Origin of the sequence: Comamonas sp. Z1 (genome assembly GCF_008121555.1) — a bacterium.
In the GTDB taxonomy this organism is placed as follows: domain Bacteria; phylum Pseudomonadota; class Gammaproteobacteria; order Burkholderiales; family Burkholderiaceae_C; genus Comamonas; species Comamonas thiooxydans.
The window spans coordinates 228,119-241,636 of the sequence record NZ_VOQT01000006.1 but is presented as its reverse complement, the minus strand read 5'-3'; the positions used below and the strand labels follow the sequence as shown (position 1 = coordinate 241,636).

General features: G+C 62.1%; 14 protein-coding genes. 7 read left to right on the top strand and 7 right to left on the bottom strand.

All coding sequences use genetic code 11. The features are described from left to right. Nucleotides 1-67: 67 nt before the first annotated feature. Together FSY45_RS13900 and FSY45_RS13895 are read right to left on the bottom strand one after the other, a co-directional pair. Complete coding sequence (locus FSY45_RS13900; RefSeq protein ID WP_003065297.1) at nucleotides 68-262, bottom strand: heavy-metal-associated domain-containing protein; 195 nt, start codon at nucleotides 260-262, stop codon at nucleotides 68-70. Next, nucleotides 246-482, bottom strand: coding sequence for a hypothetical protein (locus FSY45_RS13895; protein ID WP_046461765.1), 237 nt, complete (start codon nucleotides 480-482; stop codon nucleotides 246-248). Before FSY45_RS13895 ends, FSY45_RS13900 begins: the two co-directional genes overlap by 17 nt. A 51-nt stretch (nucleotides 483-533) precedes the next feature. On the opposite strand from FSY45_RS13895, the gene FSY45_RS13890 reads away from it, so the two are divergent. Then, nucleotides 534-2,222 carry a methyl-accepting chemotaxis protein gene (locus FSY45_RS13890; protein ID WP_046461764.1) on the top strand — a complete coding sequence of 563 codons (1,689 nt, stop codon included), beginning with the start codon at nucleotides 534-536 and terminating at the stop codon, nucleotides 2,220-2,222. A 133-nt stretch (nucleotides 2,223-2,355) separates the two neighbouring features. On the opposite strand, the gene FSY45_RS13885 is transcribed toward FSY45_RS13890, so the two are convergent. The 3 genes from FSY45_RS13885 to FSY45_RS13875 form a co-directional block, all read right to left on the bottom strand. Continuing rightward, nucleotides 2,356-3,474, bottom strand: coding sequence for an alkene reductase (locus FSY45_RS13885; RefSeq protein WP_046461763.1), 1,119 nt, complete (start codon nucleotides 3,472-3,474; stop codon nucleotides 2,356-2,358). A gap of 349 nt (nucleotides 3,475-3,823) precedes the next feature. Further along, nucleotides 3,824-4,432: a glutathione transferase GstA gene (gene gstA, locus FSY45_RS13880; RefSeq protein WP_003065291.1), complete on the bottom strand. Its 609-nt coding sequence runs from the start codon at nucleotides 4,430-4,432 to the stop codon at nucleotides 3,824-3,826. A 105-nt stretch (nucleotides 4,433-4,537) separates the two neighbouring features. Further along, complete coding sequence (locus FSY45_RS13875; RefSeq protein ID WP_046461762.1) at nucleotides 4,538-5,113, bottom strand: NADPH-dependent FMN reductase; 576 nt, start codon at nucleotides 5,111-5,113, stop codon at nucleotides 4,538-4,540. Between the two features lie 255 nt (nucleotides 5,114-5,368). Between FSY45_RS13875 and mnmG the strand changes: the two genes are divergently transcribed. The 6 genes from mnmG (at nucleotide 5,369) to FSY45_RS13845 (ending at nucleotide 11,076) form a co-directional block, all read left to right on the top strand. Then, nucleotides 5,369-7,333 (top strand): tRNA uridine-5-carboxymethylaminomethyl(34) synthesis enzyme MnmG, encoded by a 1,965-nt coding sequence (gene mnmG / locus FSY45_RS13870; RefSeq protein WP_046461761.1) that lies wholly within the window; start codon nucleotides 5,369-5,371, stop codon nucleotides 7,331-7,333. Next, on the top strand, nucleotides 7,330-7,992 hold the full coding sequence (gene rsmG, locus FSY45_RS13865) for a 16S rRNA (guanine(527)-N(7))-methyltransferase RsmG (protein WP_046461760.1): 663 nt from the start codon (nucleotides 7,330-7,332) through the stop codon (nucleotides 7,990-7,992). Before mnmG ends, rsmG begins: the two co-directional genes overlap by 4 nt. A gap of 143 nt (nucleotides 7,993-8,135) precedes the next feature. Continuing rightward, complete coding sequence (locus FSY45_RS13860; RefSeq protein WP_003065281.1) at nucleotides 8,136-8,747, top strand: LysE family translocator; 612 nt, start codon at nucleotides 8,136-8,138, stop codon at nucleotides 8,745-8,747. 12 nt (nucleotides 8,748-8,759) lie between these two features. Continuing rightward, nucleotides 8,760-9,530, top strand: a complete 771-nt coding sequence (locus FSY45_RS13855) for a ParA family protein (RefSeq protein ID WP_003072073.1) — start codon at nucleotides 8,760-8,762, stop codon at nucleotides 9,528-9,530. 52 nt (nucleotides 9,531-9,582) lie between these two features. Further along, entirely contained in the window at nucleotides 9,583-10,131 is a 549-nt protein-coding gene (locus tag FSY45_RS13850) for an alpha/beta hydrolase (RefSeq protein ID WP_003065279.1), read from the top strand. Between the two features lie 15 nt (nucleotides 10,132-10,146). Then, nucleotides 10,147-11,076, top strand: a complete 930-nt coding sequence (locus FSY45_RS13845) for a ParB/RepB/Spo0J family partition protein (protein ID WP_046461759.1) — start codon at nucleotides 10,147-10,149, stop codon at nucleotides 11,074-11,076. A gap of 65 nt (nucleotides 11,077-11,141) precedes the next feature. Here the strand turns inward: FSY45_RS13845 and FSY45_RS13840 are convergent, their stop codons facing one another. Both FSY45_RS13840 and FSY45_RS13835 read right to left on the bottom strand, forming a co-directional pair. After that, nucleotides 11,142-11,915 (bottom strand): class II aldolase/adducin family protein, encoded by a 774-nt coding sequence (locus FSY45_RS13840; RefSeq protein WP_046461758.1) that lies wholly within the window; start codon nucleotides 11,913-11,915, stop codon nucleotides 11,142-11,144. A gap of 255 nt (nucleotides 11,916-12,170) precedes the next feature. Beyond that, nucleotides 12,171-13,457 carry a M20/M25/M40 family metallo-hydrolase gene (locus FSY45_RS13835; protein ID WP_046461757.1) on the bottom strand — a complete coding sequence of 429 codons (1,287 nt, stop codon included), beginning with the start codon at nucleotides 13,455-13,457 and terminating at the stop codon, nucleotides 12,171-12,173. Nucleotides 13,458-13,518: the final 61 nt, after the last annotated feature.

The following is a 13,518-nucleotide window of genomic DNA, read 5'->3' as shown; positions in this document are numbered from 1 at the left end:
TGAAAAAACGCGCCAGCGGCCTTCTGGTGGCTCGCGTGAGGTGCTGGCGCGGTGGGTGAGGCTGCGCTCAGGCTACCTTGTAGCCCTCTTCGGCAATGGCGGCTGCCACGGCCTCGCGGCTGGCGCCGGTTTCGACTTCCACTCGGTTGGCGGCGCGGTCGATCCTGATCTGCGCCTGGGCATCAACGCCCTGGATGGCATTGGTGACGGCGCGTTCGCAGTGGCCGCAGGTCATGCCTTGAACTTCAAAAACTTGTTGCATGGATGGCTCCTTCAGAAAGTGAGTCGACCGGACTGGCGGACTCCATGTCTTGAATGGTTAACCCTAACATCATGGCAAGGTCAAGCCTTTGACAAGACATGAAGCCGGCAGGGTTGATAAGCCGCAAAGACTGCCGATAAGAACTTGTCATATTGCTGATCGCCATGGCTTGGGCATCGCAGTCACGGGTTTTCTTGGTGTCGGTGACAATCTGAAACAATTTGCAAGTTCTGGCCCGACAATGCCAGTCGTTCAAAGTGGAGAGGGATTCATGAGTCTGTTGGAAATGATGCGGGGCTTCACCATCCGCACGCGCATGCTGGGCGCCATTGGTGTGGTGATGGTGTTGCTGAGTCTGCTGGGGGGCGCCGGGATGTTGGGCATGTTCCGCATCCAGGACATGAGTCAGGAGTTTCTGAGCAACGCCTTTGTCAAATCGGGCCATATGGCGCAGTTGCGCACCGAGCTGGGTGGCATCCGTTCCAGCGAGAAGGACATGGTCATCCAGTACGAAAAGCCCGAAGAGGTGCGTAAGGCCTATCAGCAATGGGTCATGTTCATCGACAAATCCAAGGTGACATTGGGCAAGTTTGTGACCGACCAGAACGCGCAGGACGCACAGCTGACCAAGAGCATCATTGGGCACATCGACGCTTATCGAAAGCTCTTCGAACCTGTTGCGCGCCAGCTTGAAGCCGGTGGCTATGACTCGGCCACCACGGCCAACCGCATGAGCGGCAAGGCTCTGGCCGAAGTCATGGAGGCCGACAAGCTGCTGGCGCAGCTGGACAACTTGTTGCGTGAGCAGGCCAATGCACTGGCCGCAGCCGAGCGCGACGTGGCCGACCAGACACGCTGGATGTTTGTGGCGGCCGTGATCCTGGCGCTGGTGGTGGTGATTCCGCTGACTTTGCTGAACATGCTGTCCATCTGCCGTCCGCTTGAAGTGGCCCGCCAGATGGCACTGACGATTGCCGGCGGCGATCTGTCGCACAGGGCCGAGGTCAGCGGCAAGGATGAGCTGACGGATCTGCAGCGTGCGCTGGACCAGATGCAGCAATCGCTGAGCACCACGGTGGCCCAGGTGCGCGATGCCAGCGGCAATATCGCCACGGCCAGCCAGGAAATTGCCACGGGCAATCAGGATCTGTCGGCCCGCACCGAACAGACTGCCAGCAATCTTCAGGAAACCGTCGCGTCGCTGGCTCAGCTGACGGCCACAGTGCAGCAGACCGCATCGTCTTCGCAGCTGGCCAACCAGCTGGCAGCCTCGGCCTCTTCGACGGCCGTGCAGGGCGGCGAGATCGTCGGCCAGGCCGTCAACAGCATGCAGGAGATTTCGGCCTCCAGCCGCAAGATCGGCGACATCATCGGCCTGATTGATTCCATTGCTTTCCAGACCAATATCCTGGCGCTGAATGCCGCTGTGGAAGCGGCCCGTGCCGGCGAGCAGGGCCGTGGTTTTGCCGTGGTGGCGGCCGAGGTGCGCAGCCTTGCCCAGCGTTCGGCCCAGGCCGCCAACGAGATCAAATCGTTGATCAACACCAGCGTGCAGACCGTGGACGTGGGCGCGCGCCAGGTGGAGAGCGCAGGCAAGGCCATGCAGGAGACTGTGGACAGCGCGCAGCGCGTGGGCGACATCATCGGCGAGATTACGGCGGCGTCCAGCGAGCAGTCGCTGGGCATCGGCCAGGTCAATCAGGCCGTGGGTGATATCGACCGCATGACCCAGCAGAATGCGGCCCTGGTGGAAGAGTCTGCCGCCGCCGCAGAATCGCTGCGCGAGCAGGCGGCGCGACTGGCACAGCTGGTCAGCCAGTTCAAGCTGGCCGGCGGCGCGATGCATGCAGTCATGCGCAGCCCCAGAGGCACGGCTCATCCCGGCATGGCACCGGCGGTGCCTGCATCCGCTCAGACCGCTTTGCCCGGTCAGAAGGCGCAATTGCTGGAACATGCATAAGCCTTGAGCGGCTCATCCCTGAGCGGCTCGTTCCATGAAAAAAGCCCGATTGCAGTGATGCACCGGGCTTTTTGTTTTCCTCCCAATGACTGCCGGCGCGATCGGAAAAGGGCCGGAGCTGGATGGGCGGTGCTTACTGGCTGGCGAGTGCCGGGTAGTCGGTATAACCATCGGCACCGCCCCCGTAGAAACGTTCGCTGTTCCAGGCATTGAGCGGCAGATCGTCGCGCAGACGATGCACCAGATCGGGGTTGGAGATATAGGCCTTGCCGAAGGCCACGACATCGGCATAGCCGCTTTCCACAGCGCGCGCGGCCAACTGGCGATCATAGCCGTTGTTGACCATCCAGGCTCCCTTGCCGCCTGCAGAGCGATAGGCCTGCTTGAGTGCCTGGTAGTCGAAGGGACGATCCGCCAGCTCGCGCGGACCGCCTGTTGCGCCTTCGATCACATGGATATAGGACAGGCCCAGCGGGGCGAGCTGGCGCACCAGATATTCGAACAGCACCTGCGGGTTTTCGTCCACGATGTCATTGGCTGGCGTGACCGGAGAGATGCGGATGCCGACCTTTCCGGCACCGATGGCATCGGCCACGGAGCGCACGCATTCCAGCACCAGACGGGCGCGGTTCTCGATGCTGCCGCCGTAGTCGTCGCTGCGCTGGTTGGTGCCGGTCTTGAGGAATTGATCGAGCAGATAGCCGTTGGCTGCATGCCGCTCCACGCCATCGAAGCCCGCCGACTGTACGGCTTCGCGCGCGGCGGTGGCGAAACTGTGAACAATGCCCGGCAGCTCCTGCTGCCGGAGTGCGCGCGGTGCCGAGGTGGCGACGAACTGGCCTTGCCCCGTCTGCTTGTCGATTACATAGGTCTTGGAGCGGGCCGTCAGCGCGGAGGGCGCGACCGGGGACTGGCTGTCTGGCTGCAGCACGTTGTGGGAGATGCGACCCACATGCCAGAGCTGGGTGACGATGCGGCCACCCTTGGCATGCACGGCATCGGTGACTTTTTTCCAGGCCCGCAGTTGCTCTTCGCCATAAAGACCGGGCACATCGGCATAGCCTTGTCCCTGGTGGCTGATGGCCGTGCCTTCGCTGATCAGCAGACCGGCAGAGGCGCGCTGGACGTAGTAGGTTTGCATCAGCGGCGTGGGTATCGCGTCGGGGGCGCGGTTGCGCGTCAGCGGTGCCATGGCAATGCGGTTGGGCAGACGCAGGCTGCCTGCTTCAATCGGTTCGAACAATGAGGTCATGCAGAACTCCAGATGAAAAAAGCTCGGTGGGTACCGAGCTCTTAGAACGTATTTACGATCTCTACGCAGCCGCGTTGGAGCGCAATCGGGATGAATTCGAAGCGATGGCTCGCCGCTTGCACCGGGGTGCAAGCAAGAGTCAGCGCGCAAAAATCGCCCGATTTCGCTCCAACCCTCCGGGACAGTGTCTTTGCGGGTGCTCTGCGGCGTTGCGAATCCTCGCAATAGCACGGCTATTGCTGCGGTATCGCGCGCGGGGGGCCGCCCCTAGCATCCCATCCCGCAAAGCCTCTGTCGCGGCGCGAGGAGATCGTAAACACGTTCTCAGTTTGCATGGATGTCGAAAAACTTACTTGAGCAAGCCCTCTGCCTTCATGGCAGCCTGCACTGCGGGGCGCGCCAGAATGCGCTCGCGATAAGCCTGAAGGTGCTGGAGTTCAGAGATGTCCAGGCCTACAAATTGGGCCCAGCCTGTGACCGTGAAAAAGTAGGCATCGGCCACGGTGAACTGATCGCCCATCAGATAGGACTTGTTGGCGAGCTGCTCGTTGACCCAGCTCAGGCGCTTGAACAGATTGCCGAGCAGCACAGGCTTGAAGTCTTCGGGCGTTGCGGGGCTGAACAAGGGGCTGAAGCCCTTGTGCACCTCGGTGCTGATGAAATTCAGCCATTCCTGAAGGTGGTAGCGTGCCACGGTGCCGTTGGCCGGTGCCAGGTTCTTTTCGGGGGCCAGATCGGCGAGGTACTGAACAATGGCCGGACCTTCGTGCAAGGTGTCGCCGTTGTCCAGTACCAGAAAGGGCACATAACCCAGGGGATTGATGCCGTAGTAATCCGTTCCGTCCTGGAGCTTGTGGCTCTTGGTGCTGACCATCACGGTTTCATGCGGCAGGCCTGCTTCATGCAGCACGATGTGCGGAGACATGGAGCAAGCGCCGGGGCTGTAGTAAAGCTTCATGGTGAGTGGCTCTCTATGCAATGAAAAGACAAGCGCCCATGCTAAACCGGTTGCACTTCATATGCATGCGCAGCCGGCAGAAGTCCGGATCGGAGAGGAGATTGCTCAGCCCAGGCGCCCTGCGGCCCACAGCACCTGCTGCACAAGAGCCTCCATGCCTTGCTGGTTCTGCGCGCGCAGCAGATGACCCTGGGCATCGAAAGCCTCTGCCGCATGGCTCACGGCATGGCTGCGCGGTGCTACCCAGCATTCCAGATTCAATAGCAGCGCAGCTAGGTGAGACTGGGCCCTCAGGCCGCCAAGACCGCCAGGCGAGGCACTGGCCATGCCGATGACCTTGTTGCGAAAGGGCAGAACGCCATCGGACCACTGTGCATCGCCCTTGACCGGGCTGGAGGCCCAGTCGATCGCGTTCTTGAGCAGGGCAGGGTAGCTGCCGTTGTATTCGGGGCTGCAGACAATCCAGGCCGCATGGCTGTGCATGGCCTGCTTGAGGCGAATGACATCGGCTGGAGTGCCCTGCGCTTCGAGGTCGGCGTTGTAGAGCGGAATGTCGTAGTCCGACAATTCCAGCAGGCTGGGTTGTGCGCCTTGTTGTTCCGCGATGGAGGCTGCCACCTTGGCCAGCTTGCGGTTGTACGAGTCCTGGCGGGTGCTGCCCGCAAAAATGAGAATTTGCATGCAGTGATTGCAGCACAGAGCGATTGCATTTTTCATGCATAGACGGGGCTATCAGGGCAAACATCTAGGCCGGGCTTCAGGCCGCCATGTTTCACGTGAAACCCCCCTGGCAAGGCATTGTTGCGCCAATGGTGGGAAAATTGCAGGTTCCCCGCAGGGCTGGACATGGCGCGAGAACATGTCCGCCTGCCGTGAGAGCCGAGGCATGGTTGCTTCGTGCAGGGGCAAGGGCCGGGCTTGGCCCGGAGCAGGAATATGTTGTACCCACAGGAATTTGATGTGATCGTGGTCGGTGGCGGCCACGCCGGCACCGAGGCTGCGTTGGCCGCTGCGCGCATGGGCAGCAAGACATTGCTGCTGACCCACAATATCGAAACCCTGGGGCAGATGAGCTGCAACCCCAGCATCGGCGGTATCGGCAAGGGCCATCTGGTCAAGGAGGTCGATGCCCTGGGCGGCGCCATGGCCCTGGCGACAGACAAGGGCGGCATCCAGTTCCGCATCCTGAACAGCTCCAAGGGCCCGGCCGTACGCGCGACGCGCGCCCAGGCCGACCGCATTCTGTACAAGGCCGCGATTCGCGAGATGCTGGAAAACCAGCCCAATCTCTGGCTCTTCCAGCAGGCCGTGGATGATCTGATGGTTGAGGGCGACCGCGTGGTCGGTGCCGTCACCCAGGTGGGTCTCAAGTTCCGCAGCCGCACCGTGGTGCTGACGGCGGGCACCTTCCTCGATGGCAAGATTCACGTGGGCCTGAATAACTATGCCGCAGGCCGTGCCGGAGATCCTCCGGCCGTGAGCCTGTCGGCACGCCTGAAGGAACTCAAGCTGCCACAGGGGCGCCTGAAGACCGGCACGCCCCCCCGCATCGACGGCCGCAGCATCGATTTCAGCCAGTGCGAGGAACAACCCGGCGACGGCATGCCTGGCGGCGTGAACGAGGGTGAAGTGCCTGTATTCAGCTTCATGGGCAACCGTGCCATGCATCCCCGGCAGATGCCTTGCTGGATCACGCACACCAATGCGCGTACGCACGAGATCATCCGCAGCGGCTTTGACCGCAGTCCCATGTTCACCGGCAAGATCGAGGGTGTAGGTCCGCGTTACTGCCCCAGCGTGGAAGACAAGATCAACCGTTTTGCGGACAAGGAAAGCCATCAGATCTTTCTGGAGCCCGAAGGCCTGACCACGCACGAGTTCTACCCCAACGGGATCTCCACCAGCTTGCCGTTCGACATCCAGTACGAACTGGTGCGAAGCATGAAGGGTCTGGAGAACGCGCATATCCTGCGTCCCGGCTATGCCATCGAGTACGACTATTTCGATCCCCGCTCGCTCAAGAGCAGTTTCGAGACCAAACAAATTCAAGGTCTGTTCTTTGCGGGTCAGATCAATGGCACGACCGGCTATGAAGAGGCGGCCGCCCAGGGCCTGTTCGCCGGCTTGAACGCAGCGCTGCAGTGCCGTGGTGAAGGCCCCTGGATGCCGCGCCGTGACGAGGCCTATCTGGGCGTGCTGGTCGACGATCTGATCACCAAGGGCGTGACCGAGCCTTACCGCATGTTCACCAGCCGCGCCGAGTTCCGCCTGCAGCTGCGTGAAGACAATGCCGATATGCGCCTGACCGAAGCGGGCCGCCAGATGGGTCTGGTCGATGATGCGCGCTGGGATTCCTTCAGCCGCAAGCGCGATGCTGTTTCACGTGAAACAGAGCGCCTCAAGTCCACCTGGGTGAACCCGCGTGTCGTGGCTCCGGAAGAGTCCGAGCGCGTGCTGGGCAAGGCCATGGAGCGCGAATACAACCTGTTCGACCTGCTGCGTCGCCCCGGTGTGGATTACGACAAGCTCATGGGCATGAACCAGGGCAAGTACGCCTGTGCCGATGTGCAGCCCGAGGCGCTGGGCGAGCTCAGCGCCCCGGTGATCGAGCAGGTGGAAATCGCTGCCAAGTACTCTGGCTATATCGACCGCCAGAAGGATGAAGTCGAACGCGCTGCGCATTTCGAGCGCCTGCGTCTGCCGCTGGACTTCGACTACATGCAGGTGGCGGCACTTTCCTTCGAGGTGCGCCAGAAGCTGCAAAAGCACAGGCCCGAAACCCTGGGTCAGGCTTCGCGTATTTCGGGAGTGACGCCTGCCGCCATCTCGCTGCTCATGGTGCATCTGAAAAAAGGCGGCTTCAAGGGCTTTGCCAATCAGAATGAAGAGGCTTCCGCATGAGCCAGGTTTTGCGTACCCAACTGGAGCAGGGCGTTCAGGCACTGAAGCTGGAACTGGCTCCGGCGCAGATCGATCTGCTGATGTCCTTCATGGATCTGCTGCAGAAATGGAACAAGGTCTACAACCTGACGTCGGTGCGTGATCCCCAGGAGATGTTGACGCATCACCTGCTCGACAGCCTAGCCGCCGTGCCCGCCTTGCTGCGGCATGTGAGCCGCCTGCCGCTGGAAGAAGGCAAGCGCCTGCCGCTGCTGGACGTGGGCTCCGGCGGTGGTCTGCCCGGTGTGGTGTTTGCCATCTGCTGCCCGCAGATCGATGTGAACTGCGTGGATACCGTGGGCAAGAAGGCCGCTTTCATCCAGCAGGTGGCTGCAGCCTTGCGCCTGCCCAATCTGCGCGGCATTCATGACCGGGTGGAAAACCTCAAGACCCGGTATCCGGTCATCAGCTGCCGCGCCTTTGCATCCCTGGTGGACTTCACCACCTGGTCGCGCAAGGCGCTGGCCGATGACGGCATCTGGTTTGCCATGAAGGGCAAGCACCCCGATGAGGAAATTGCTGCGCTGCCTGCCGATGTGAAGGTGTTTCACGTGGAACCATTACAGGTTCCCGGCCTGGATGCCGAGCGCTGCGTGATCTGGTTGAAACTGGCTTCTTGAGCGGTAAAGCTTGGTCGGGCACTTTGTTTCCAAGGGGAGCAAAGTGCCTTTTTACATACTGTGTCAGGCAACATCTGTGCAATGCAGATGCGCCGGTCACGGCCCTCGCATAAACTTGCTGTTTTCCATCGCGCAGGGTTTGAATGTTTGGCATCTCTGATTACGGCGCTTTTGCAGCCGCCGTTACCGTCTTCTTGCTGATCCCTGGACCAGGCAATCTGGCCTTGATTACCTCCACGGGCAAGGGCGGATGGAGAGCCGGCGTCGCCTGCTGCCTGGGTGTGATGGCTGCCGACCAGGTGCTGATGTGGCTGGCTGTAGCCGGCGTGGCTGCGGTGCTGGCCGCCTACCCGGCGGCCTTCCATGCCGTGCAATGGGTGGGGGCGGCCTATCTGGCCTGGCTGGGCTACAAGCTGCTCACGGCCAAGCCTGGCGATGCGCCGGCCATTGAAATCCAGCCGCGCCAGTATTTCCGCCAGGGTGCTTTGATCACCCTGATGAACCCCAAGGCCATCGTGTTCTACATGGCCTTCTTTCCCATGTTCGTGGACCCGGCCCGGCATCAGGGCGCCATCACCTTTGGTGTGATGGCAGCCACGGTGGCAGCAATTACCTTTATCTACAGCGTCATCGTGGTGATGCTGACCACGGTGCTGGCCGAGCGCTTGCGTGCCAACCCGGCCGTGGTGAAGTGGCTGGAAAAAACAGCCGGTGTGTTTCTGATCGGTTTTGGCCTCAAGCTGGCCGCCAACTAAAAGAGAAGTTCAATGGCCAAAATTTTCTGCGTTGCCAATCAAAAGGGTGGAGTGGGCAAGACCACGACCACGGTCAATCTTGCCGCCGGTCTGGCCAAGGTCGGCCAGCGTGTGCTGCTGATCGACCTGGACCCGCAGGGCAATGCCACCATGGGCTCCGGCGTGGACAAGCGCGCGCTGGAGCTGACGGTCTACGACGTGCTGCTGGAAAACGCCAGCATCAAGGAAGTGGCCCAGAAGTCCGAGCAGGTCGGCTATGACGTGCTGGGTGCCAACCGCGAGCTGTCGGGTGCCGAGATCGAGCTGGTCTCGCTGGAGCGTCGCAACGAGCGCCTCAAGACGGCCCTGCAGGCCGTGGCTGCCGACTATGACTTCGTGCTGATCGACTGCCCGCCTTCGCTGTCCATGCTGACCCTGAACGGTCTGTGCTCGGCGCATGGCGTGATCGTGCCCATGCAGTGCGAGTACTTTGCACTGGAAGGCCTGACCGATCTGGTCAACACCATCAAGCAGGTGCATGCGAACATGAATCCCGACCTGCAGATCATCGGTCTGCTGCGCGTGATGTTCGATCCGCGCACCACGCTGCAGCAGCAGGTCAGCGACCAGCTCAAGGAGCATTTCGGCGACAAGGTGTTCGATACCGTGATTCCGCGCAATGTGCGCTTGGCCGAAGCACCCAGCTACGGCCTGCCCGGCGTGGTGTTCGATGCCTCGGCCAAGGGCAGCAAGGCCTTTGTCGAGTTCGCCGAAGAGATGGTGCGCCGCATCAAGAAAATGTGAGTGTTTCACGTGAAACAGCTCCCAGTCTCCCATCCAGCCATCGCCAACCGTCATGACCTCTGAAGCACTGAACCCGCAGCATGTCTGGTTGCTGCCCGGCTGGCAGAACTCCGATCCCGGCCATTGGCAGAGTCTGTGGCAGGACCGGTATGGCTACCAGCGGCTGGAGCAGCATAGCTGGCAGCATCCGCTGCGCGGCGACTGGAGCATTCGCCTGCAGGAAACCGTGCTCGACGCTCCGGCTCCCGTCACCCTGGTGGCGCACAGCCTGGGCTGCGTGCTGGTGTCCTGGTGGGCGGCACATTCTCAGGTTGCCAGGAGCAAGGTGCGTGGTGCGTTGCTGGTGGCACCCGGCGACACCGAGCAGGAGAGTCTGCACGGCGTCCTGCCGGGTTGGTCGCCCGTGCTGCTGCAAAAGCTGCCCTTCCCGTCGATACTGGTGGGCAGCGAGAACGACCCCAATTGCTCTGTAGCGCGCGCGCAGGCCATGGCACAGGGCTGGGGCAGCCGTTTTGTGAATGCGGGCGCCGCAGGCCATATCAACACGGCCAGCGGACTGGGACTGTGGGAAGCCGGGCATGAGCTGCTGCTCTCCCTTTAAAGAAAGAATTCAGCAATGGTGACTAAGAAACCCAAGGGCCTGGGACGAGGTCTGGAAGCCCTGCTGGGCCCCAAGGTCAGTGAAGCAGAGCAGGCCGCTGCGAGCGGGCAGCAGGCCAATCTGCCGAGCAGCCTGGCGCTCAATGTGATGGTGGCCGGCCAGTACCAGCCGCGCACCCGCATGGACGAAGGTGCCTTGTATGAGCTGGCCGAGAGCATCAAGGCCCAGGGCATCATGCAGCCGATTCTGGTGCGCCAGCTCTCCAGGGGCGACAACGCTGGCAAGTACGAAATCATTGCCGGCGAGCGGCGCTTCCGTGCCGCGCATATCGCGGGTCTGTCCGAGGTGCCGGTGCTGGTGCGCGAAGTGCCCGACGAGGCCGCTGCGGCCATGGCGCTAATCGAGAACATTCAGCGCGAAGACCTGAACCCGCTGGAAGAGGCGCAGGGGCTGGCCCGTCTGGTCAAGGAGTTCGGGCTGACCCACGAGCAGACCGCGCAGGCCGTGGGCCGCTCGCGCAGTGCTGCCACCAATCTGCTGCGCCTGCTGAATCTGGCCGAGCCCGTGCAGACCATGCTGATGGCCGGCGATATCGACATGGGCCATGCGCGGGCGCTGCTGACGCTGGACCGTGCCACCCAGATCACGGCAGGCAACCAGATCGCGGCCAAGAAGATGTCGGTGCGCGAGGCCGAGTCGCTGGTCAAGAAAATCGGTGCCGAGTTCAATCTGACGCGCCAGAAAGCCAAGAAAGATGGCAAGTCGCGCGACGTGAAACGCATCGAGGAAGAGTTGTCCGACCTGCTCACCGCCGATGTCGAAGTGCGTATCAAGAAGACCGTACGCCGCCACGGCAAGCAGCAGGAAATGGGCGAGATCGCCATCCAGTTCGGCTCGCTGGAGGAGCTCAACGGCCTTATCGAAAAGCTGCGCGGCGAAGTCTGATTCTTGAGCCCAAGCAAGCGAAAAGAGCATCCACGGATGCTCTTTTTTTTGTGCGCGCGCAGCGTTCAGCTGCGGTAGCCGGGGTCGATTCGGTCGAGCTTGCGCAGCAGGGCAGGCCAGGCAAACTGGCCGCCCATGCCGCCGGTCTGTACCTTCATGGCATGGGCGATGCCCCGCAGAATCTGCGGGTCGACCTCGGTGAGTTCGGTGCCCCCGGACTGGGCCGCGATCTGGATCTGGCAGGCGGACTCGAAGATGTACATGGACAGAAAGGCATCGGCAATCGTGGGGCCGCAAGTCAGCAGGCCATGGTTGCGCAGCATGAGGAAGTTGGCCTCGCCCATGTCGGCCAGCAGGCGCGGCTTCTCGTCCTCGCGAAAGGCCACGCCTTCGTAGACGTGATAGGCCAGGGACCCCAGGACAAAGGTGCTCTGCTGGCTGATAGGCAGCAGGCCGTTCTTCTGGGCCGCCACGGCCACGCCGGCACGCGTGTGGGTATGGATCACGCATTGCGCATCGGCGCGGGCCTCATGCACGGCGCTGTGGATGACGAAGCCGGCAGGGTTCACGGGGAAGGGGGAGTCCATGAGCTTGTTGCAGCCCAGATCCACCTTGATCAGCGAGGAGGCCGTGATCTCGTCAAACATCAGCCCGTAGGGGTTGATGAGAAAGTGGTGCCCGGGGCCCGGCAGCCGCGCGCTGATGTGGGTGAAGACCAGATCGCTCCAGCCGTACAGTGCCACCAGCCGGTAGCAGGCGGCCAGGTCCACGCGCAGCTGCCATTCCTCGGGGCTGACCAGATGCTGCACGCTGGGGATGTTCAAGGGCTCTTGGCTCACGGGCGACTCTCCTTCATCGTTGATCCGATGAATGTAGACACTCGTGCGCCGGCGGTCTGTTGGCTAGGCGACAGAACCCTGGAAACGCGGGCAAGGCCGGTTCGGATCAGGCGCGCTGGCAACGCCCGAGGCAGGTGTTGGCGCGAGTCCGGAAAATAAAAAAACAGGAGCTTGCAGCGCAAGCTCCTGTTGATTTTCAGATCGCTTCTTTACGTAAACCGAAGCAGATCAGGCGCAAGCAGCTATCAAAAGCGCTTACTTGATCTGGCCGCGCGACAGGTCCTGGATCATGCGGGCAGCCAGATACAGGCGCGGTACGATGGTGTTGATCTGCACGTATTCGGCATCGTTGGAATGCGCGCCATAGCCCGACAGGCCGAAGCCCTCGATCACGCCGCCCTTGGCCTTGAGGGCCGCAAAAGCCGCATCCGTGCCGCCGCCCGTGGCCTTGTCCATGACCTTCATGGGCAGCTTCAGCTCCTGCTCATAAATGCCCTGGGCGTGGGCGGCCAGCTTGCGTGCCGTGGCATTGGCTTCCAGCGGCGGGCGGCGCACCTCGAACTTCAGCTCCACCTTGCTGGCGGGGAGCAGCTTGCTGCCGATCTTGTCCTGCATGGCTTTTTCCAGCGCCGTGAAGTCGGCCACGCGCAGCGCGCGGGCATCGGCCTGGGCCGTGGCTTCGGCGGGAACCACATTGCGGTTGGTGCCGGCCTTGGACACCGTCCAGTTGAGCTTGAGGCCGTCCTGGGGCTGGGACAGATCCTTCATCTGCAGCAACTGATGCGAGAGCTCGTACAGCGCATTCACGCCATCTTCGGGCTTGGCGCCCGCATGAGATGCCTTGCCCGTGACCTTGAGGTAGGCGGCGCCGATGCCGCTGGTGGCCAGGCGCAGGCTGCCGTCGGTGCCGCCGCCTTCAAAGCTGAACACAGCGTCCTGCTCGGCCCCCAGTCGGGTGATGGTGCTGCGTGCTCCGGGCGAGCTGATTTCCTCGTCGCCGTTGATCAGCACCGTGAGCGTACCGTAGTCCTCGATGCCCAGCTTCTTGAGCAGGGGCACGATATGCATGATCAGGGCCACGCCCTGCTTGTCGTCGGCAATGCCCAGGCCATAGGCCTTGTCGCCGTCGATGCGAAAGGGCTGGTCCTTGATCATGCCGGGCAGATAGACGGTGTCCATATGCGCAATCAGCATGATGCGGCTGCTGCCCTTGCCCTTGAATTCGGCATGCACCATGGGGCCGACTTTCTCGGGCGTGTCATCGAGGCGGTAGATGTCGCTGGGCTCGATCACCTCGACCTTGCCGCCCTGCGCGCGCAGCTTGCCGGCGATGTACTCGGCGATCTTCTTCACGCCCGCCACATCCTTGCTGCCGGACTCGATATGCACCAGATCACGCAGCGTATCCAGATAGGGCTGCTGCTCCTTTTTCGCATGCTCCAGCCATTCGGCCTGAGGGGCAGCCTGGGCAGAGCCGAAGGCCAGCACCAGGGCCAGGGGCAGGGCGCGCAGCAAAGGGGCAGAGGGCGTGTTCCAACGCATAGAAATTCTCCTTGGGGGGCGGGCCGCTCCCGGATAGGGCCGCGGCAGGAAAGCGGCGTGA

What these genes read in the sequence shown, in the direction of transcription:
- FSY45_RS13890 (WP_046461764.1), top strand. Translation starts at nt 534, where the DNA reads ATGAGTCTGTTGGAAATGATGCGGGGCTTCACCATCCGCACGCGCATG.
- FSY45_RS13835 (WP_046461757.1), bottom strand. Translation starts at nt 13,457, where the DNA reads ATGCGTTGGAACACGCCCTCTGCCCCTTTGCTGCGCGCCCTGCCCCTG.
- FSY45_RS13850 (WP_003065279.1), top strand. Translation starts at nt 9,583, where the DNA reads ATGACCTCTGAAGCACTGAACCCGCAGCATGTCTGGTTGCTGCCCGGC.
- FSY45_RS13860 (WP_003065281.1), top strand. Translation starts at nt 8,136, where the DNA reads ATGTTTGGCATCTCTGATTACGGCGCTTTTGCAGCCGCCGTTACCGTC.
- rsmG (WP_046461760.1), top strand. Translation starts at nt 7,330, where the DNA reads ATGAGCCAGGTTTTGCGTACCCAACTGGAGCAGGGCGTTCAGGCACTG.
- FSY45_RS13885 (WP_046461763.1), bottom strand. Translation starts at nt 3,474, where the DNA reads ATGACCTCATTGTTCGAACCGATTGAAGCAGGCAGCCTGCGTCTGCCC.
- FSY45_RS13855 (WP_003072073.1), top strand. Translation starts at nt 8,760, where the DNA reads ATGGCCAAAATTTTCTGCGTTGCCAATCAAAAGGGTGGAGTGGGCAAG.
- FSY45_RS13845 (WP_046461759.1), top strand. Translation starts at nt 10,147, where the DNA reads ATGGTGACTAAGAAACCCAAGGGCCTGGGACGAGGTCTGGAAGCCCTG.
- gstA (WP_003065291.1), bottom strand. Translation starts at nt 4,432, where the DNA reads ATGAAGCTTTACTACAGCCCCGGCGCTTGCTCCATGTCTCCGCACATC.
- FSY45_RS13875 (WP_046461762.1), bottom strand. Translation starts at nt 5,113, where the DNA reads ATGCAAATTCTCATTTTTGCGGGCAGCACCCGCCAGGACTCGTACAAC.
- FSY45_RS13900 (WP_003065297.1), bottom strand. Translation starts at nt 262, where the DNA reads ATGCAACAAGTTTTTGAAGTTCAAGGCATGACCTGCGGCCACTGCGAA.
- mnmG (WP_046461761.1), top strand. Translation starts at nt 5,369, where the DNA reads ATGTTGTACCCACAGGAATTTGATGTGATCGTGGTCGGTGGCGGCCAC.